This is a genomic window from Nonlabens sp. Asnod2-A12, from assembly GCF_045063745.1.
Classification (GTDB): Bacteria; Bacteroidota; Bacteroidia; order Flavobacteriales; family Flavobacteriaceae; genus Nonlabens; species Nonlabens xylanidelens.
On the sequence record NZ_JBEFOB010000003.1, the window covers coordinates 2,692,590 to 2,713,943 of the forward strand.

Annotated in this window: 18 protein-coding genes and 1 riboswitch; of the genes, 17 read left to right on the forward strand and 1 reads right to left on the reverse strand. The window is 35.5% G+C overall.

Going from position 1 to position 21,354, the window contains the following annotated elements:
* The first annotated feature begins 64 nt into the window (after positions 1–64).
* The 13 genes from ilvB to argH all read left to right on the forward strand — a co-directional run bounded on the left by ilvB (position 65) and on the right by argH (position 14,691).
* Positions 65–1,798 (forward strand): biosynthetic-type acetolactate synthase large subunit, encoded by a 1,734-nt coding sequence (ilvB, locus tag ACJJVJ_RS12245; protein ID WP_104513839.1) that lies wholly within the window; start codon positions 65–67, stop codon positions 1,796–1,798.
* Between the two features lie 198 nt (positions 1,799–1,996).
* Positions 1,997–2,527 (forward strand): acetolactate synthase small subunit, encoded by a 531-nt coding sequence (ilvN, locus tag ACJJVJ_RS12250; protein WP_104513838.1) that lies wholly within the window; start codon positions 1,997–1,999, stop codon positions 2,525–2,527.
* A 10-nt stretch (positions 2,528–2,537) separates the two neighbouring features.
* A complete protein-coding gene (gene ilvC, locus ACJJVJ_RS12255; protein ID WP_405370599.1) occupies positions 2,538–4,007 on the forward strand; it encodes a ketol-acid reductoisomerase in 1,470 nt (489 codons plus the stop codon).
* A gap of 174 nt (positions 4,008–4,181) precedes the next feature.
* Complete coding sequence (gene ilvA / locus ACJJVJ_RS12260; protein WP_405370601.1) at positions 4,182–5,441, forward strand: threonine ammonia-lyase IlvA; 1,260 nt, start codon at positions 4,182–4,184, stop codon at positions 5,439–5,441.
* Positions 5,442–5,915: 474 nt separating this feature from the next.
* Positions 5,916–6,539, forward strand: a complete 624-nt coding sequence (locus ACJJVJ_RS12265; RefSeq protein WP_036580426.1) for a GNAT family N-acetyltransferase — start codon at positions 5,916–5,918, stop codon at positions 6,537–6,539.
* Positions 6,529–7,725 (forward strand): argininosuccinate synthase, encoded by a 1,197-nt coding sequence (locus ACJJVJ_RS12270; protein WP_405370603.1) that lies wholly within the window; start codon positions 6,529–6,531, stop codon positions 7,723–7,725. Before ACJJVJ_RS12265 ends, ACJJVJ_RS12270 begins: the two co-directional genes overlap by 11 nt.
* A complete protein-coding gene (gene argC, locus ACJJVJ_RS12275; RefSeq protein WP_405370605.1) occupies positions 7,722–8,699 on the forward strand; it encodes an N-acetyl-gamma-glutamyl-phosphate reductase in 978 nt (325 codons plus the stop codon). The genes ACJJVJ_RS12270 and argC overlap by 4 nt, the downstream gene beginning before the upstream one ends.
* 10 nt (positions 8,700–8,709) lie before the next feature.
* Positions 8,710–9,510, forward strand: a complete 801-nt coding sequence (gene proC / locus ACJJVJ_RS12280; protein WP_042247998.1) for a pyrroline-5-carboxylate reductase — start codon at positions 8,710–8,712, stop codon at positions 9,508–9,510.
* Positions 9,507–10,631 carry an aspartate aminotransferase family protein gene (locus ACJJVJ_RS12285; protein WP_405370607.1) on the forward strand — a complete coding sequence of 375 codons (1,125 nt, stop codon included), beginning with the start codon at positions 9,507–9,509 and terminating at the stop codon, positions 10,629–10,631. Before proC ends, ACJJVJ_RS12285 begins: the two co-directional genes overlap by 4 nt.
* On the forward strand, positions 10,628–11,566 hold the full coding sequence (locus ACJJVJ_RS12290; protein WP_405370608.1) for an N-acetylornithine carbamoyltransferase: 939 nt from the start codon (positions 10,628–10,630) through the stop codon (positions 11,564–11,566). Before ACJJVJ_RS12285 ends, ACJJVJ_RS12290 begins: the two co-directional genes overlap by 4 nt.
* The gene (argB, locus tag ACJJVJ_RS12295; protein ID WP_405370610.1) at positions 11,566–12,342 is read left to right on the forward strand and encodes an acetylglutamate kinase; all 777 of its coding nucleotides are present in this window, start codon (positions 11,566–11,568) and stop codon (positions 12,340–12,342) included. Before ACJJVJ_RS12290 ends, argB begins: the two co-directional genes overlap by 1 nt.
* On the forward strand, positions 12,342–13,406 hold the full coding sequence (locus ACJJVJ_RS12300) for a M20 family metallo-hydrolase (protein WP_405370612.1): 1,065 nt from the start codon (positions 12,342–12,344) through the stop codon (positions 13,404–13,406). Before argB ends, ACJJVJ_RS12300 begins: the two co-directional genes overlap by 1 nt.
* Before the next feature lie 10 nt (positions 13,407–13,416).
* The gene (argH, locus tag ACJJVJ_RS12305) at positions 13,417–14,691 is read left to right on the forward strand and encodes an argininosuccinate lyase (protein ID WP_405370613.1); all 1,275 of its coding nucleotides are present in this window, start codon (positions 13,417–13,419) and stop codon (positions 14,689–14,691) included.
* A 50-nt stretch (positions 14,692–14,741) separates the two neighbouring features.
* On the opposite strand, the gene ACJJVJ_RS12310 is transcribed toward argH, so the two are convergent.
* Positions 14,742–15,800, reverse strand: a complete 1,059-nt coding sequence (locus ACJJVJ_RS12310) for an isocitrate/isopropylmalate family dehydrogenase (RefSeq protein ID WP_405370615.1) — start codon at positions 15,798–15,800, stop codon at positions 14,742–14,744.
* Between the two features lie 225 nt (positions 15,801–16,025).
* On the opposite strand from ACJJVJ_RS12310, the gene ACJJVJ_RS12315 reads away from it, so the two are divergent.
* The 4 genes from ACJJVJ_RS12315 (at position 16,026) to ACJJVJ_RS12330 (ending at position 21,331) form a co-directional block, all read left to right on the forward strand.
* Positions 16,026–17,573, forward strand: coding sequence for a hypothetical protein (locus ACJJVJ_RS12315; protein ID WP_104513826.1), 1,548 nt, complete (start codon positions 16,026–16,028; stop codon positions 17,571–17,573).
* Between the two features lie 100 nt (positions 17,574–17,673).
* A riboswitch (SAM riboswitch) is annotated at positions 17,674–17,794 on the forward strand.
* Positions 17,795–17,920: 126 nt separating this feature from the next.
* A complete protein-coding gene (locus ACJJVJ_RS12320) occupies positions 17,921–19,213 on the forward strand; it encodes an O-acetylhomoserine aminocarboxypropyltransferase/cysteine synthase family protein (RefSeq protein WP_405371259.1) in 1,293 nt (430 codons plus the stop codon).
* Positions 19,214–20,224, forward strand: coding sequence for an alpha/beta fold hydrolase (locus ACJJVJ_RS12325; RefSeq protein ID WP_405370617.1), 1,011 nt, complete (start codon positions 19,214–19,216; stop codon positions 20,222–20,224).
* A 21-nt stretch (positions 20,225–20,245) separates the two neighbouring features.
* On the forward strand, positions 20,246–21,331 hold the full coding sequence (locus ACJJVJ_RS12330) for an aspartate kinase (RefSeq protein WP_405370619.1): 1,086 nt from the start codon (positions 20,246–20,248) through the stop codon (positions 21,329–21,331).
* Positions 21,332–21,354 lie beyond the last annotated feature (23 nt).

Sequence of the window (21,354 nt, forward strand, 5' to 3'; positions counted from 1 at the left end):
TTATCCCTGTAAATACCTACTCAACAAATAGAATAAAAAATTACAATAATCAAAATCGATGATTATGAAAGAACATGCGCTAATAAATTCCCCTACTTCAAGCATAGTAACAGAAAAGATATCTGGTGCAGAAGCTATCATAAAATGTTTCCTTGCCGAAGGTGTTGATACGGCATTTGGTTATCCAGGTGGTGCGATTATGCCGTTATATGATAAACTTTATGGCTATCAAAAAGAGTTGAAACATGTACTCACCAGACATGAGCAAGGAGCAACACATGCAGCACAAGGTTATGCACGTATATCAAATAAAGTTGGAGTTTGTATAGCCACTTCTGGTCCAGGAGCAACAAATCTTATCACTGGACTGGCAGACGCGATGATAGATTCTACACCTATGGTATGTATCACTGGTCAGGTAGCTTCTCATTTATTGGGGACAGATGCTTTTCAAGAAACAGATATTATAGGTATTTCTACACCAGTAACTAAGTGGAATGCTCAAGTAACTAAAGCAGCAGATATTCCTAAGGTTCTAGCCAAAGCTTTTTACATCGCTCAAAGCGGTCGTCCAGGTCCTGTATTAATTGATATTACAAAAGATGCACAGTTTGAAGAGTTTGATTTTGCATATGAAAAATGTAAATCGATAAGAAGTTATGTGCCAGTTCCTGATACAGATTTACAAACGGTAAAGGACGCTGCTCTCTTAATTAATAACGCTCAGAAGCCTATGATTATTTGGGGTCAAGGAGTCGTATTGAGCGAGGCCGAAAAAGAATTGCAATCGGTTATAGAAAAAGCAGGAATCCCATCTGCATGGACCATTCTAGGTGCAAGTGCTATTCCTACTTCTCATTCACTTAATGTCGGTATGGTAGGTATGCATGGTAATTATGCACCTAATTTATTAACTAATGAATGTGATGTTTTAATAGCGATAGGAATGCGTTTTGACGACCGTGTTACTGGTGATTTATCTCGATATGCAAAGCAAGCCAAAGTGATACATTTTGAAATAGATCCATCTGAGGTGAATAAGAATGTAAAAGCAGATATTGCTGTTCTTGGTGATGCAAGAAACACTTTAGAACTGTTACTTCCTTATTTAGAACAAAGAGAGCACCCTAAATGGTTAGCGAGATTTAAGGAACTTTATGAAGTAGAAGTAGATAAAGTTATAAGAGAAGATATGGAACCATCTGTAGATGGACTTACTATGGCTGAGGTTATACAGCAAATTAATGTACACTCAAAAAGTGAAGCAGCTATAGTAAGTGATGTGGGCCAGCACCAGATGATAGCATGTCGTTATGCTAGTTATAATCAGACACGTAGTAATATAACATCAGGTGGATTAGGTACTATGGGATTTGCACTTCCGGCAGCTATAGGAGCACAAGTAGGTGCGCCAGATAGAGATGTCGTGGCAGTAATAGGTGATGGTGGCTACCAGATGACTATTCAAGAATTGGGAACCATTTTTCAGACTAAAGTGCCTGTAAAAATTGTTGTGCTTAATAACGAGTTTTTAGGAATGGTACGTCAGTGGCAACAGCTGTTTTTTGATAAGCGCTATGCCAGTACAGAAATGACAAATCCTGATTTTATAAAAATAGCCGAAGGATATCACATCAAAGCAAAACAAGTAACAGATCGTAAAGATCTTGCTGGTGCCGTAGAAGAAATGATGAAGAGTGACGAAGCATATTTTCTTGAAGTGAGAGTGCAAAAAGAAGGAAACGTTTTCCCAATGATCCCAACAGGAGCATCAGTTTCAGAGGTGCGCCTCCAGTAGAAACGCATCGCATGCGTTCAAGCAGTGACGCACGGCATGCGTTTCTTGCAGTGACGCATCGCATGCGTCCGAAAACAAGGCGTTCAAGCAATGACGCATCGCATGTGTCTGGAATAATGCACATCGCTTGTCGAAGACGACGATATCGAGAAAAGTAAAGCAAAGCTGTTCATTAACAGCTGAACGAAATAAAAAATTATGGAAAACCAAGAACAACTTTTTACCATATCCATTTATACAGAAAACAATATAGGGTTGCTGAATAGGATTTCGGCAATATTCCAGCGTCGTCATGTGAATATAGAAAGCATAAACGGTTCTGCATCAGAAATAGAAGAGGTTTCAAAATGGACCATTCTAGTAAACATGACCGAAGAAAACATGAAGAAAATCATCGGTCAGATAGAGAAACAAGTAGAGGTTATAAAAGCCTACTATCACTCTGACGAAGAGACCATTTATCAAGAGTCCTGTCTGTTTAAAATTAAATCTGACCTTCTTTTTGAAGAACCTCAGATTCAAAATATAATTAAAGAAAGTAACGCACGCATAGTAACGGTAAATAAAGAGTTTTTTGTTTTAGAAAAATCTGGAAGAAGAAGCGAGGTCGATTTATTATACCGAGAATTAAGTGCCCACGGCATATTACAGTTCAATAGATCTGGACGTATAGCTGTAACTAAAGAACCAATGGAAATTTCAAAAATGCTAGAAGCATTAAACTCATAAAATAAGTACCATGTCAAATTATTTTAATACCCTATCACTTTCACAAAAATTAGAACAATTATCTAAATGCAGATTCATGCAACAAGCAGAATTTGAAGATGGTGTTAACGCTTTAATAGGAAAGAAAATCACGATAGTAGGTTGTGGCGCACAAGGATTAAATCAAGGTCTTAACATGAGAGATTCTGGATTAGATATTTCTTATGCATTAAGACAGGCTGCTATTGATCAAAAAAGGCAGTCGTTTAAAAACGCTAGTGAAAATGGTTTTACTGTTGGGACTTATGAAGAATTAATCCCTAATTCAGATCTAGTTTTAAACCTAACACCAGATAAACAACACGCAGCTGTGGTAAAGGCGATTATGCCACACATGAAAAAAGGGGCAACACTTTCTTACTCTCATGGATTTAATATAGTAGAAGAAGGACAGAAGATAAGAGAAGATATTACCGTGATTATGGTGGCTCCTAAATGTCCGGGCTCTGAGGTAAGAGAAGAATATAAAAGAGGTTTTGGAGTCCCTACTTTAATAGCTGTACATCCAGAAAATGATCCAGAAAATAAAGGATGGGAGCAGGCCAAAGCATATGCCGTAGCAACAGGTGGACACAAAGCAGGAGTTCTTGAATCTTCTTTTGTTGCAGAGGTGAAGAGTGATTTAATGGGAGAACAGACCATTTTATGTGGTGTTTTACAAACGGCTTCTATACTATTGTTTGATAAAATGATCGCACAGGGCGCAGACTCAGAATACGCATCTAATCTTATTCAATACGGTTGGGAACGTACCACAGAGGCTTTAAAACATGGTGGTATTACTAATATGATGGACAGACTAGATAATGCGTCAAAGATTAAAGCGCACCAACTGTCTGAAGAGTTAAAAGTTATTTTAAAACCACTTTTTGAAAAACACATGGACGATATTATGTCTGGTCATTTTTCACAAACCATGATGGAAGACTGGGCAAACGACGATGTAAATCTATTAAAATGGAGAGCCGAAACGGAGAACACGGCATTTGAAAAATCTACAGCCTCTACAGAAAAGATAGAAGATCAAGAATATTTTGATCATGGTGTAGCGATGGTTGCCTTTATTAAATCTGGTGTAGAACTCGCATTTGAGACTATGGTAGCATCAGGTATTGTAGAAGAAAGTGCTTATTACGAGTCTCTTCACGAGTTGCCATTAATTGCAAACACGGTAGCTAGAAAGAAATTATTTGAAATGAATCGCATTATTTCTGACACGGCAGAGTATGGTTGTTACCTATTTGACCATGCATGTAAGCCTTTAGTTTCTTCATTTGTAGATGGTCTCGATGCGGCTGTTATTGGTAACGCTTTCGCGAAAGCGGAATACAAAACAGACAACCTAGAACTAATAGCAGTCAATAAAGCTATAAGAAATCACCCTATAGAAAAAGTAGGAGCAGTGTTGAGAGATTCTATGATTGCAATGAAAACCATCTAGATAATAAGTTAGGATAGATGCTGGTGATGCTAGAAATTTTGAACAACAAAATTCTGTCTATATAGTACGCAGTCGAGAATCATTACTAAGTGAAAAAAGATTAAAGTGTGAGTCTATAGGACTTCTCTTTAATGAAAAGCAAAGCTGTTATGCGACGGCTGGACCATAAAAGATATGAAAACAGTGACTTATTATCCAAGATTAGAAGATGTAAAACAGGCCGCAAATCGTTTACGCGAGGTGGCCTGTTTAACACCTCTAGAGTTAAATGCACTTTACTCTGACAGGTATCAAAGTTCTATCTATTTTAAGAGAGAAGACTTGCAGCCCGTGCGTTCTTATAAAATACGTGGTGCATATAATAAGATCTCTACGTTGAGTAAAGAAGATTTATCAAACGGAATAGTTTGTGCCAGCGCAGGTAACCATGCCCAAGGAGTTGCGATGTCTTGTAAGTTACTCAAGATACATGGTACGATTTACATGCCTACACCTACACCAGTACAAAAAATCCAACAGGTAAAAATGTTCGGTGGTACGTACGTAACTATAGTCATGCATGGTGATACCTATGATGACTCTTACTATGCTGCTATGGAGGAGAATAAAAAACTAGGGAAAACATTTATCCATCCTTTTGATGATGAAAAGGTGATAGAAGGTCAGGCTACTGTAGGACTAGAGATTATGGAACAGTCTAAAGTCCCTATAGATTATGTAATCATGCCTGTAGGTGGTGGCGGTTTAAGCGCTGGTGTTTCTAGTGTGTTAAAGTACTTATCTCCTCATACTAAAATTATAGGAGTAGAGCCTAAAGGAGCTACCTCTATGGCGACTTCTATTTTTAATAGAGAAAATACGACACTTGATAAGATAGATAGTTTTGTAGATGGTGCTGCTGTTAAAAGAGTAGGAGAACGCAATTTTGAAATATGTAAACAGAATCTTACAGAAACTATTAATGTAAGTGAAGGTGCCATATGTCAGACTATTCTAGATTTATATAATAGTCAGGCGATAGTGGTAGAACCTGCAGGAGCCATGTCTATTACAGCATTAGAAACTATTAGAGAAAAGATAAAGGGAAAGAATGTGGTATGTGTCATAAGTGGTAGTAACAATGATATTACTAGAACAGCAGAGATTAAAGAACGCGCCTTATTAGAGTCGCAACTAAAACATTACTTTATAGTTAGGTTTCCGCAACGAGCAGGTGCGCTGAAAGAATTTGTAGAGAAGGTTATAGGACCTAATGACGATATTACTCATTTTGAATACACTAAGAAAACAAATAGAATAAACGGATCTGCGGTAGTGGGAATAGAATTGAAAAACACATCAGATTTTGATTCTCTAGTACAACGTATGAAGTCACTTAATTTTTATGGAGATTATATAAATGACAATCCTACACTTTTTGAGTTTCTAGTGTGATCTACACACTTATCGATTTAATAGTAAATTGTTATTTGTTTCCTTTTAAGAGTTCGTGATATATGTTTACTTATAGTTTGTATTTAATAATTCTTATAACAGATTATTATCAAAACACTAAATTTTAGAAGTTTGTGTAGGTTATTGATGACTAGTCCAAATAAATACTTACATTTACCGCATGAATTTATCTAGAAATAAAAATATATCCTTACCGGTGCGCTTTACGTTGCGACGCCGCTGTGCTTAATCTCACTTAGCATTTAGATATAATTTTTATTTTTTTTACATTGAATTCACTTCCATTAACATTTACTGCTTTTCTAACTGCTCCTTCTAGGAACGGTTTTTCTGTGCGTCCTACTTTACGACGCCGACGCCCGTAAGGGGTCTTTCTTTTTGGGAATTTAGGTGCGTCCGGTTCTTCTTTTCACAACTACACTTTACACTTTTTAATTTATAAAATCAATCACAATGGAAATTGTCATTGCTCATAAATCGCATTCAAAATATGCGCAAATCATTTGTGATACCATAGCCGACGCTGCCAAAGTGCGCGGTACAGGAATCGCAAAACGTACACCAGAATATGTCACTACCAAAATGGAAAATGGCAACGCGGTTATCGCACTGGATAACGGGAAATTTGCAGGCTTTTGTTACATAGAGAAATGGGGACACGGCAAGTTTGTCGCAAACTCAGGCCTTATTGTACATCCAGATTATAGAAATCTAGGACTGGCCAAACAAATTAAAGAACGCATCTTTTTACTATCAAAAGAAAAGTTTCCTGATGCAAAGATATTCAGTATCACCACTGGACTTGCTGTTATGAAAATGAATAGTGATTTAGGTTATAAGCCTGTTACTTTTTCTGAATTAACAGACGACCAGCAATTCTGGAACGGTTGCCAGACCTGTAAGAACTATGACATCTTACAACGCACAGAACAAAAAATGTGTTTGTGTACAGGAATGATCTATGATCCTTCTAAGAAAACAACCGAAGAAAAGAAACCTATTAAAAAGTCTGTTTTCAACAGATTAAAACAAATTAAGCAAACGCTTATTCTCAAAAAAGATCAAAATGAACAATAATAAAAAATTAGTAATAGCCTATAGTGGCGGACTGGATACCTCATATTGCGCCGTATATCTTTCACAAGATCTAGGTTATGAAGTGCATGCTGTGTGTGTGAACACAGGTGGTTTTACTCAAGAAGACCTTAAAACTATAGAATCTAATGCTTATAAAATGGGCGTGAGCACTTTTAAAGCCATAGACGCTGTCAGTACTTTTTATGATAAAGTCGTTAAGTATTTGATTTATGGAAACGTGTTGAAGAACAATACGTATCCACTATCGGTAAGTGCAGAGCGTATTGTGCAAGCCATTGAGATTATAGAATATGCAAAAACCATAGACGCACAATTTATCGCTCATGGAAGTACTGGCGCCGGAAATGATCAAGTGCGTTTTGATATGATTTTTCAAACTCTAGCACCACATATAGAAATTATTACACCTATAAGAGATGGTAAACTATCTCGTAAACAAGAGATAGATTATCTCATAGAAAACGGAATAGCCATGTCTTGGGAAAAGTCTCAATATTCTGTCAATAAAGGACTGTGGGGAACTAGTGTCGGTGGAGCAGAAACTCTGACTTCGCTCAAAGCATTACCAGAAGAAGCTTATCCATCACAACTTCAAAAAGAAGGAAAGGAACAAGTAAAACTGACCTTTAAAAAAGGAGAGTTAATTGCTGTAAATGGGAAAGAGCAATCTTCAGAACTGGCTATACAAGAGCTCAATGATCTTGCTTCTTCATATGCTATAGGTAGAGATATACATGTAGGCGATACCATAGTAGGTATGAAAGGTAGAGTAGGTTTTGAAGCGGCAGCAGCGTTGATTACTATAAAAGCACACCATTTATTAGAAAAACACACACTTACTAAATGGCAGTTACAGCACAAAGATTATCTGTCTAGTTTTTACGGTATGCACCTGCATGAAGGTCAGTACCTCGATCCTGTAATGCGTGACATGGAGGCTTTCTTAGAAAGTAGTCAGGTCAAAGTTACTGGAGATGTTTATGTCACTTTACAACCTTATCACTTTACTCTGGACGGTATAGAATCGGCAAACGATTTAATGAATGCAAAATTCGGTACTTATGGAGAGGAGAATAAAGCATGGACAGCAAGTGAGGCCAAAGGTTTTATCAAGATCATAGGAAACAGCAATAAGATTTATAACCAGATACATCAAGAATCATGATTAAAGCAGGAATAATAGGTGGTGCAGGTTACACAGCAGGAGAATTAATAAGACTTTTAATTCACCATGATGAGGTAGTTATAGATTTTATATACTCGACTTCAAACGCTGGCAATGCGGTGAGTGATGTGCATCAAGACCTTTTAGGTACTACAGATTTGGTGTTTACAAGCCAGTTAAATAACAATGTAGATGTTTTGTTTTTATGTCTAGGTCATGGCAATTCAAAATCTTTTTTAGTGAAACATCAATTTTCAACGAATACAAAAATTATCGATTTAAGTAATGATTTTAGATTGATAGAATATGCACGCTTTCGCGAAAGCGAGTTCACATATGGACTGTGCGAGTATCAAAAAGAAGAGATTAAAAAAGCTACTCATGTGGCAAATCCAGGATGTTTTGCAACAGCGATACAACTTGCCATTTTACCACTAGCAGCACAACAATTGATAAAAGAAGATGTGCATGTAAATGCGGTTACTGGTGCAACTGGTGCAGGCACAAGTCTGTCACCTACGACACATTTCACCTGGAGAGATAATAATTTCTCACACTATAAGGCTTTTACACATCAGCATCTAGGAGAAATAAATCAGACTTTAAAACAGTCACAACAAGATTTTAATTCTAATGTGTTATTTGTGCCTAATCGTGGTGATTTCAGTAGAGGAATTTTTGCGACAGCTTATACTAAAATAGACCTATCACTAGAAAAAATAAAAGACCTTTATAAGGACTACTATAAAGACTCGCCATTTGTATTTGTGTCCGATAAAGAAGTGCATTTAAAGCAAGTAGTTAATACTAATAAGTGTCTTATTCATCTACATAAGCATAATGACATTTTATTGATAACGAGTGTCATCGATAACTTATTGAAAGGAGCGTCTGGACAGGCAGTACAGAATATGAATTTGATGTTCGGTTTTCTAGAAGATCAAGGTTTACAACTTAAAGCCAACTTTTTTTAAACTCAAAATCATGAAAATAGCCATTATAGGAACTGGTAATTTAGGCCGCTCCATCGCAAAGGGATTGATTCATAATAATGCAATCACCACATTGTATTTAACTAAAAGAAATCTAGAAGATCTAGAGTTTTTTCAAGATTATTCTGGCGTGTTTTTAACTGCAGATAATGAAGAAGCAATCAAGAAATCTGACATTATCATTTTTGCGGTACAGCCAGCACATTTTACTGATATTCTAGAAACAACTAAAGATTTATTTAATGAGAACCATGTGTTGATATCGACGATAACTGGTTTTACCGTTGATAAAATAGAGGCAATTGTAGGTTCAGATCAGCATGTGATTAGAGCAATGCCCAATACAGCGATCGCGGTTGGTAAATCGATGACCTGTCTGTGTCATAATGAAAAAGGGACTCGTAGAATAAAAGTAGCTCAGGCTATTTTTAATCGTTTGGGAACCACACTAGTTATTCCAGAAACACAAATGCAAGCTGCAACCGTGGTATGTGCTAGTGGAATAGCTTTCTGGATGCGATTAATAAGAGCGAGTACACAAGCCGCGATTCAGTTAGGTTTTGACGCTAGCGAGGCACAATTATTAGCAATGCATACTGCCGAAGGTGCTGCAAGTCTATTGATAACAACAGGCAATCACCCAGAACAAGAGATCGATAAAGTTACCACGCCCAAAGGTTGCACCATAGAAGGTTTAAACGAGATGGAACATAAAGGATTGAGCAGTTCGCTTATTCAAGGAATGATAGCTTCTTTTCAAAAAATTAATACGATTAAAGAAAAACAGATATGAGTTTATTTGATGTTTATCCACTTTTTGATGTGACGCCAGTGCGTGCACAAGATGTTTATGTTTATGATCATAATGATGTCGAGTATCTAGATTTATATGGTGGTCATGCTGTTATTTCTATAGGTCATTCTCATCCAGAATATGTAAATAATATAAGTGAACAGGTTTCTGAAATAGGCTTTTACAGTAATGCGGTTCAAAACCCATTGCAAGAAGCGCTTGCTCATAAATTAGTTGACTTTTCTGGTTGTAAAGACTACCAACTATTCATGTGTAATTCTGGCGCAGAGGCAAATGAAAACGCATTAAAACTAGCTTCTTTTCATAATGGAAAGCATAAAGTAATCGCTTTTAAAAATGGTTTTCATGGTCGTACATCTGCAGCGGTGGCGGCTACAGATAATGCAAAAATTATCGCACCATTAAATGCACAACAAGAAGTAGAAATTATTGAATTAGGAGATCTGGAAGCTGTAGAAAAAGCACTAGATAAGAATAATGTTTGCGCGGTAATTGTAGAATGTATTCAAGGAGTAGGTGGTCTAGATGAAGATACTACTCTGTTTTATCAAGGTTTACAAGCTTTATGTCGTCAGTACAATACTTCTTTTATTGCAGATGAGGTGCAATCTGGTTTTGGTAGAACCGGTGACTTTTTTGCATTTCAAAAACATGGACTAGAACCAGATATTATTTCAATGGCAAAAGGTATGGGAAATGGGTTTCCTGTAGGTGGTATTTTGATTCATCCACAAATTAAGGCTTCTTATGGATTGCTGGGTACGACTTTTGGCGGTAATCATCTAGCATGTACCGCAGTTTCTACGGTGCTAGATGTTATAGAAAAGGAGCAATTAATGGATAGTGCAAAAGCAGTATCTGCTCACTTTTTAAAAAGAGCTAAAGAATTGCCGCAGGTTAAAAATGTAAAAGGACGCGGATTAATGTTAGGACTGGAATTTGATTTTCCTATTGCGACAATAAGAAAGAACATTCTGTTTAATCATCACATTTTTACTGGTAGTGCAAAGAATCCTAACGTGATAAGAATCTTGCCGCCATTAACGATTAAAGAATCTCATATCGATTTATTCTTTGACGCTTTAAAAGCTGAATTATGAAAAAATACACTGAACTTAAAGATATAAAAGACCTTGCTCAACTAGTAGATGAGGCAATTGCAATAAAACAAACACCATATAATTTTCAACATCTAGGTAAGAATAAAACTCTAGTAATGTTGTTTTTTAATGCGAGTTTAAGAACGCGATTAAGCACAGAAAAGGCAGCAAAGAATCTAGGGTTAGAAGTGCAAATATTAAATGTGAATGATTCTTGGAAACTAGAATTTGATGATGGAACGGTGATGAATGCAGACACTTCTGAACATGTAAAAGAAGCTGCTCAGGTCATCTCTCAATATGCAGATGTGATTGCGGTAAGAGCTTTTCCTTCTTTAGTGGATAAAGAAAAGGATGCTCAAGAAGTAGTCCTGAATAGTTTAATAAAATATGCATCAGTACCTGTTGTAAATATGGAAAGTGCAACAGCTCATCCTTTACAAGCTCTTGCAGATGTTATTACTCTGGAAGAATTGAAAACCAAGAAAAAACCCAAAGTCGTTATTTCTTGGGCGCCACATCCTAAAGCATTGCCACAAGCGGTTGCAAACTCATTTATTGAAGTGATGCAAATGGCTAACGTAGATCTTACGATTACACATCCGCAGGGATATGAATTATCTGATGCGGTTGTAAAAGATACACCGGTGATTTATGATCAGGAAAAGGCTTTGAAAGAAGCCGACTTTGTCTATGTGAAAAACTGGAGCAGTTATACTGATTATGGTAAGATTTTAAGTCAAGACTCGAGTTGGATGATGACTCAGGGAAAATTAGGTGAAGCAAAATTTATGCACTGTCTTCCTGTAAGAAGAAATGTTGTGGTAGAAGATGCTGTGCTAGATAGTGAGAATTCTATCGTCATCCACCAGGCTAATAATAGAACCTATGCAGCTCAAGTGGTTTTAAAAAATATTTTAGAAAACATAGAATAATGGAACAGCTTAAAGTTATAAAAATAGGTGGGCACATTATCAATGACCAGCAAGCACTAGATGATTTCTTAACCACATTTACTGCGATAAAAGGGCTGAAAGTTCTTATTCATGGAGGTGGAAAAGTAGCTACAGAATTAGCTCAAAAAATGAATCTTAAAGTAAAAATGATCGATGGTCGCCGCATCACAGATTCAGAAACACTAGACATTGCTACTATGGTTTATGCTGGTAAAGTAAATAAAACCATTGTAGCAAAGTTACAAGCTAAGCAGTGCAATGCTATAGGATTTACAGGAGCTGATGGGAATACTATTTTGTCTAAAAAACGAGATGTAGAAGAGGTAGATTTCGGTTATGTAGGAGATGTTGTAAAAGTAGATACAGAGATTGTTGAGGTTTTGCTTTCGCGAAAGCGTACTCCAGTATTTTGCGCCATAACGCACGACGGACATGGTCAATTATTAAATACAAATGCAGATACTCTTGCGGCTGAACTCGCTATTGCACTAGCCAAAAACTATGAAACAGAACTATATTACTGTTTTGAAAAAAAAGGAGTTTTGCAGAACATCACAGATGAGAATACTGTAATCAAGAATATCAATTTAGAAAATTATCAAGATTTAAAATCTCAAGGAGTTATTGCCGACGGAATGCTGCCTAAAATGCAAAATTGTTTTCACGCTATCCAAAATGGCGTGCGAAAAGTATGTGTAGGATTACCAGAAATGCTTCAAAATTCAAACAGTTTATTCACTACAATATCGAACTAATGAAACATCAAGATTTAAAAAAAGAGGCTCTAGAGTTGTTGAAAAAAATGATTGAAACACAATCGTTTTCTAGTGAAGAAGAAGGGACTGCTCTATTGATAGAATCATGGTTTAATAATCATGAGATTCCATTTAAAAGAGACCATCATAATATATGGGCGACTAACAAATATTTTGAAAAAGGGAAACCTACGTTATTGTTGAACTCACATCACGATACGGTACAACCCAATAAAGCCTACACAAAAGACCCTTTTAAAGCAATAGTTGAAGATGGTAAATTATACGGTCTAGGCAGTAATGACGCAGGTGGTTGTCTGGTTTCTTTAATCGCTACGTTTACTCATTTTTATAACCAAAAAGATTTAAAATATAACTTAGTCATAGTCGCTAGCGCCGAAGAGGAAAGTAGCGGTCCAAATGGTTTAAATAGTATGCTAGATATCATACCACATATAGATGTTGCTATTGTGGGCGAGCCTACTTTAATGAATCTAGCAGTCGCTGAAAAAGGATTGGTCGTTTTTGATGCTAAAATAAAAGGGACGCCAGGACACGCGGCTCACCCTAATGATAATAATGCGATTTACAATTCTATAGAAGTTTTAAAATGGTTTCAAGATTTTAAGTTTGACAAATCATCTGAGGCATTAGGTGATGTAAAAATGACGGTAACGCAAATTAAAGCTGGCGTGCAACATAATGCTGTGCCGTCAGAAGTAGAACTGGTCATTGATGTAAGAGTCAATGATAAATACAGCAATCAAGAGATCGCGGAAATGCTGAAAGAACAGTCGCCTTGTGATGAAATTATTGCACGAGGTTTGCGATTAAATTCTTCTTCTATTCCTGTAGAACATGAGTTGGTGCAAGCAGGAATAGCGATGGGAAGAACCACTTATGGATCACCTACTTTATCAGATCAGGCGTGTTTAAGTTGTCCTTCTTTAAAATTAGGACCTGGCGATAGTACGAGATCTCACAGCGCAGATGAATTTATATATCTAGAAGAGATTGAAGAAGGCATCGATATATACATCAATTTATTAACGAGTATTTTTTAAAGATAGAATTATGAAACTTTGGGATAAAGGAATTGCAATAGATAAAAAAATGGAACAATTTACAGTAGGTAATGATCGCGAGATTGATCTACATATAGCTCCTTATGATGTAATAGCATCTCGCGCACATGCTAGAATGCTTGCAAAGATTAATATCATTTCTAGCGAAGAGTTAAAACAATTAGAATTTGGACTGGATGCGATTGCATTACAAATAGAAGAAGGCACTTTTATTATTGATGATCAGTTTGAAGATGTACATTCTAAAATAGAACACGAACTGACTCTACAACTGGGAGAAGTAGGGAAGAAGATTCACACGGCTAGATCTAGAAATGATCAAGTTCTAGTGGCGTTACAATTGTATTACAAAGAGGCACTGGGGCAAACGAGAACTAGTGTAAAGACATTGTTTGATACATTATTAGATTTAGCCGAGTCACATAAGGATCAATTGTTGCCAGGTTACACTCATTTACAGGTGGCGATGCCATCATCATTTGGTTTGTGGTTCTCTTCTTATGCAGAGTTGCTGGTAGATGATGTGTATGTTCTAGACGCTACGATGCGTATTGTAGATCAAAATCCGTTAGGAAGTGCTGCAGGTTATGGAAGTTCTTTTCCTATCGATAGAGAATTCACTACCCAAGAAATGGGTTTTGCAGCGTTAAAGTATAATGTAGTTGCGGCACAACTCACTAGAGGTAAAAATGAGCGAAGTATAGCTGCTTCTTTATCAAACGTGGCTAATACACTTTCTAGATTTGCGATGGACATCTGTTTGTATATGAGTCAGAATTTTGGGTTTATAAGTTTCCCTGATGAGTTAACGACTGGTAGTAGCATCATGCCGCATAAAAAGAATCCAGATGTCTTTGAATTGATACGTGGTAAGTGTAATAAAATACAAGCTTTACAAACAGAAATGTTATTGATAACAAACAATTTACCTAGTGGTTATCACAGAGATTTTCAATTGCTTAAAGAGAATGTGATTGCTTCTTTTATAGAATTAAACGACATTCTAGAAATCTTTAATTATTCTATAAAGAAAATTATAGTAAAGGAAATCGATCTTAACGATGAGAAATATCATTATCTATTTACCGTAGATAATATCAATAACCTAGTGGTAGATGGAGCATCTTTTAGAGAAGCGTATAAAACGATAGGTGAGCAGGTTGAGAATGGAACGTATGTTCCAGATACATCAAAGCATCATACACATTTAGGTAGTATTCATAATCTAGGATTAGATCAAATAGGAAATAAATTTCCTGATTAATTCTTAAAGACAAAGAGGTATAGCATTTCTCTACACCTCTTTGTTTTGTTTTATATAATCGTGCTTTGGCCTAAATGTATATTTTTAAAGTTTGCATTAGAATCATGCGGATTCATAATGAAATCTGCAATGAAGTCTCCTACTTTATTAGTAGTAATGTTGTTATAAGTAGAGTTTAAATCTGGAGTAGTAATGTTAAGTTCTAGAGAACGATTTACAGCAGTTTTAATCATTTCTGATTCACTGTATAATCCAAAGTGCTCTAATAACATTGCAGCGCTAAGTATAGAAGCTAATGGATTAGGGTTCTTATAATCAGCAACATCTACATGATTATGAATTGTTGGAAAAAAAAGAGATTGCTTGTGCCCTATGTAACTAGTGGATTGTAAGCTGGTGGAGCCAGTCAAAACACTAGACTGTTGAATCAATACATTACTGATTATACGTTCTGTTAAAACGACATCAAATAAGTTAGGAGTTAATAGGAGTTGAGTAACAGCGTTTTCTAAATTAGTGATGTTAAATTCTATTTCAGGATACTGTAAAGATAAATTGCCAGCTACTTCACTCCATAAAGCAGATACTTGTGATGTACTAGATTTATTTATAAGTGTTACTTTTTTACCTCTAGTTTGCGCGGCTTTAAATGCTTTTTTTGCAACAAGTTCTATCTCTTGGCGAGTATTTTCATTTGAGTCAAAGGCATAGTTGTTATTCTTAGAAGCATGTTTTTCACTTAACTGATTGCTTAAATTCAATTCGTTAAAAAATAAAATGTTTGTTCCAGATATAACTTCCTTCTTAAGAGGAGAATTTACTGTCAAAGAATGGTAGCTCTTCACAATGGTGGAGCTTGCGTATACGTTTAATTGTGCACTAAGCGTGTTACTTTGTAAAAACGAATCATTACTAGCTAAAATAGCATCACTACTTTTACATAAATCAATGACTTCATTTGAAGAAGAATTTTTACTATTTAAGTCTGCAATTTTGATTAGAAATTGATGATCAAATTCTAATGCAATAGCTTTTAATACTTTGATCGATTGGGTAGTTATTTCTGGACCGATTCCATTCTTGGGTATAACTGCTATATTTAATCTCATTTTCTCTACTTATTTATATGAAATCAATAGATTATTACCCCTATTAAAATATTGATTTCAGGACTTGCTTTTATTTTAAAGCTGATATTATTTCTTTATTGTATTACTAAGTTATATTTTGGACTATTCTAACTAATCGTTTAATTGAATATTTTACGATGTTCAACAATTTTTTTAGTTGTTTAAAACATTGAATTAAAGTTAGTTAGGTTAATAAATTAGTTGATGACAAAGGATCAAAAAGATGGACTATTTACACTGGTTAAGTCATTAACTAAGTCAGAAAAGCGTCAGTTTAAATTATATGTAGGGAGACTAGATGTAAATGCCGATTCAAAATTTTTGAATCTGTTTATGCATCTAGATAAAGCTGCTAGTTACAATGAAAAGCAAATCTTAAAATCTACTGACATTCAAAAAAGACAATTAGCTAATGTAAAAACACATCTTTACAAGCAAATTTTAATAAGTCTTAAGACAAATCCTGCCCATCAAAATATAAGGTCTCAAATAAGAGAACAATTAGATTTTGCATCTATATTATACCATAAAGGATTATATAAACAAAGCTTAAAAATACTAGACAAAGCAAAAGAACTAGCGGTTGCTCACGAAGAGAAGAATCTCGCTTATGAAATAGTAGAGTTAGAAAAGATTATAGAATCACAATACATTACTAGAAGTATAAGTACTCGTACAGCGCAACTTACTACTCAAGCTAGAGAACTTAGTAATTCTAATATAATAGCAAGCCAGCTTTCTAACCTTTCTTTACAAATGTATACCGAGTTTATCAAAACAGGTTGTGTAAAGGACAAAGAAGAAAGTGAGAAGGTAACCGCTTATTTTCACGATCATTTACCTACTTATGAGTTTGAGGAATTAGGATTTAGAGAAAAACTATGGTTGTATAAAGCCTATTTGTGGTATAGTTTTTTAATGCAAGACTTTTTGAATTGTTATAAATATTCATCAAAATGGGTCGATTTATTCTATCAGGATAAAAAGATGATAGTTCTTAATCCTGTGTTTTTCATTAAAGGAAATCACTATTTACTAGAATCACTTTTTTTCTTAAAAGAAAAAGAAAAATATCAATCTACTTTAGATCAATTAGAGAAAACTTTAATAGGTAAGAGTTTTCCTAAAAATGAGAATCTAGAAGCGCTCAGTTTTTTATATATCAATCTCAATAAAATTAGTCAGTACTTCATAGACGGTAGTTTTAAAGATGGATTACCATTAATATCAAACGTAGAACAAGACCTATTAGGATTTAAAGACCGTCTCGATGAGCATCACCAAATGGTGTTTTACTACAAATTTGCTAGTATGCATTTTGGAGCTGGAAATTACTCAGAAACTATTTTTTACCTAGATAAAATTATCAATAATAAAACACTTACCATGCGAGAAGACTTATTGTGTTTTTCTCGTATTTTAAGTCTTATTGCTCATTATGAAGCAGGACAAGATGAACATCTTGAAACCTATTTGAGAAGCGTATATAAATTCTTAATTAAGATGAACGATCTGTATGAAGTTCAAAAAGAAATGATCAAATTTATACGTGGTTTACAAGATATTTATCCTCATGATTTGAAAAAAGCCTTCCAGGATTTGCTTCTTAAACTTAAAAATTATGAAAATCACCCTTATGAGAGGCGTGCCTTTTTATATTTAGATGTTATTTCTTGGTTAGAAAGTAAGGTTTTAAATACTCCTATAGATCAGGTTGTTAGAGGTAAATATCTAGCTAAAAACAGTATATAAATCCATTACCCTACTAGTTCAATAGGATAATAATTTGTTAAAAATTTGGAATTAACAGATAGTTTTCTGAATCTTTACACTCACGTTCATAACCATACTGAAATTATCAAGAAAGGACGAGGGAACAGACCCATCGACTCCTTAGCAACCCTTTATTTATGTCGACAATAAATAGAGAAGGTGCTACATTCTGCTCACAATTTTGTGAGACGAGATGATCAAACACATAGTAGGTTATACTACCACAAGTTTCTTTTTTGATTTTACTTTTTGATTCAGTTCAAAGAGCAAATCTATATTTCTAATTGGTTTTGAGCATAACTCAATTTTTAATTTTTAAAGAAACAATTATGTCTCAAAAATTTTCAACAAACGCACTTCATGCAGGTCATGATTTTAAAAACAACGGTGGTACAAGAGCAGTGCCTTTGTATCAATCTACTAGTTACGTCTTTAACAACAGTGATCATGCAGCAAACCTTTTTTCACTAGCAGAGCCAGGTTTTATTTACACTAGAATTAATAACCCTACAGTAGATGTTCTAGAACAACGTCTAGCAGCACTAGAAGGTGGAATAGCAGCCGTTGCAACGGCTTCTGGAACTAGCGCTATTTCTACAACATTGCTTACCTTATTGAGAGCAGGAGATCACATTGTTGCCAGTAACTCGCTTTATGGAGGTACTTATAACTTGCTTTCTGTGACCTTGCCTCGTTTAGGCATAACAACCACGTTTGTGAACCCTAATGATAAAGATGCTTTTACTAATGCAGTACAAGAAAATACTCGTGCCATATTTGTAGAATCGCTAGGAAATCCTAAACTGGATGTACTAGATCTTAAAAAAATAAGCGCGCAATCTAGAGAGGCTCGTGTACCGCTTATCGTAGATAATACGGTAGCTACCCCATATTTACTCAACCCTATTGAGCATGGAGCTAACATTGTGATTCACTCGCTTACTAAATACATAAACGGTAATGGTACTGCTCTAGGTGGTATTATAGTAGACGCAGGTACCTTCGACTGGACTAATGGTAAATTTCCAGAATTTACAGAGCCTAGTGCTGGTTATCACGGTCTAGTTTATAGCGAGGCACTAGAAGCAGCAGCTTTTATTGCCAAAGTACGTATAGAAGGTTTAAGAGATCTAGGTGGCGCTATCTCACCTTTTAATGCATGGCAAATTATTCAAGGCCTAGAAACATTACCACTTAGAATAGAAAAGCACTCTAAGAATGCACTAGAATTAGCTAAGTGGTTACAAAATAGAGAAGAAGTAGAATGGGTTAATTATCCTGGTCTAGAAACTAGCAATTATCATGATCTGGCAAAAGAATACTTGCCAAAAGGTCAAAGTGGTGTAGTTACATTCGGTCTTAAAGGCGGTTATGAAAGCGCTAAGAAAGTAGTGGATAACACAAAACTTTTCTCATTGCTAGCAAACATAGGTGATAGTAAATCCCTTATAATTCATCCTGCAAGTACAACACACCAACAGTTAAGTGATGAGGAGCAAATAAGTAGTGGTGCGACTAAAGATCTAATTAGACTTTCTGTAGGTCTAGAAGATGTCTCTGATTTAACTGCAGATCTTGAAGAGGCCTTTGCTACTATAGATAAAAAAGTTCTTGCATAAATGGCTCACAAGCTAAAATATATCGAGCTTCCTGATTTTCAATTAAGATCAGGAAAGGTGCAAGATATTAGTGTTTCCTATCAGATTTTTGGGCGTGCTTTACATACCGCGCCCATCATTCTGGTTAACCATGCACTTACAGGAAATTCTTCTGTAATACATTGGTGGAAAGAGCTGGTAGGTGATGGTAGAGTCATAGACACGACTCAATTTACCATTATCGCCTTTGACATACCTGGTAATGGTTATGACGGTAACATCGATCATTTAATTTTTAATTATCAGGACTGGACATTGTATGATGTGGGTTCCGCTTTCGCGAAAGCGTTACACATATTAAACATTTCCTTTATAGATTTAGGAATAGGTGGTAGTATAGGTGGTACAATATTATGGGAAATGCTAGCGCAACAACCAGAATTATTCGGTACCATAGTACCTATCGCTGCAGACTGGAAAGCGACAGACTGGATTATAGCATGTTGCCACATACAAGAAAATATACTCGCGACTTCTACAAAGCCAGTAGAGCTAGCAAGACAACATGCGATGACATTCTATAGAACGCCAATAGGCTTAAATTCTAAATTTGGAAATGTAAAGGAAGAAAATTCTTTTAAGGTTCAAAAATGGTTGGACTACCATGGAGTAGAATTAAAAAAGAGGTTTTCCTTACCGGCCTATAGGCTGCTCAATAGATTATTATCTAGTGCACAAGCCAGTACAGATAACCAGATAGCGCCTACGATTGCAGCTTCTCAAACAGCCATAGAGCTAGTTGCAATAGATAGCGATGGACTATTTATAGCCCATGAAGATAGAAAGACGTACTATTTATTAAAGCGAGATCGAGATATTAATTATCACGAGATCACTTCCATCCATGGGCACGATGCTTTTTTAATAGAACATGATCAGGTACAAGAAATTCTATGTCAGATTATAGAAAGTCGTTTACCTAAAACATCAAAATCGATTTGTAATAAAATCAGATTGCTTGAAACAATTTAGTGATCTATCCAAAACTCACAAATGAAACAAATACATTTATATATATTCGGAATAGGGAATGTAGGCAGTACGTTGATTAATCAAGTACTGCAATCACATTCCTTTTTTAAAAACAAACATAATTTAGACCTTAAAATTATAGGTCTTGCAAATTCAAAGAGAGTACTAATTGACCCAAATGGGATAACACAAAAATGGAAAGAAGATTTCAGCTCTATCTCTGTAGTTAGAGAAAGTGATAGTTTTTATAAAGTTGCAAACCTTTATGACGTTACTAAAATAGCAATAGATGCCACGGCAAGTAAAGAGGTGTCTCAGCATTATCCTGAATTATTAGATCATAATTTTAATATTATAACAGCAAATAAAATTGCAAACACCTTATCGCAGTCCTTTTATGATGTCATACGCACAGCTCTTAAAAATAAAGGATTGCAGTTTGAGTACGAGACTAATGTAGGAGCAGGTTTACCTATCATTAATGCGGTAAGAGATCTCTATAATAGCGGTGAGCAATTGTTTGCTATTAATGGTGTTTTTTCAGGATCATTAAGTTACATTTTTAACCGTTTCAGTGAAGAAAACAAACCGTTTTCTGAAATAGTAATCGATGCATTAAAAGATGGTTATACAGAGCCAGACCCTAGAGAAGATCTATCAGGTAATGATGTGGCTAGAAAACTATTAGTACTTGCTCGAGAAGCAGGATTAAAACTAGAATTTGACGATATAGAAATCGATAATTTAGTTATTCCTTCTTTAAGAACAGCCTCGCTTAATCAATTTCTAGACCAGGTGACTTTGTTAGATGAGGTGTTGCAGGAGAAGAAAGATGCCCTCGCTAGCGATCAAGTATTGCGACATCTAGGCGAGTTAGATGTGGTTAATGGAGTACTTAAAGTATCGCTTAAAGCTGTACCTAAAAGTAGTCCCGCAGGACAGTTAAAAGGTAGTGATGGCTTCTTTGAAATTTATTCAGAAAGCTATGCGTCTAATCCGCTGGTGATAAAAGGTGCTGGTGCAGGTAGAGAAGTAACAGCTAGAGGTTTACTGTCAGATATTATAAAGGTGAGTAAAACGTGTAAAGAGGTTTTAGTGGCTGGATAAGTAAGAATAAGAAAATTGTTTTA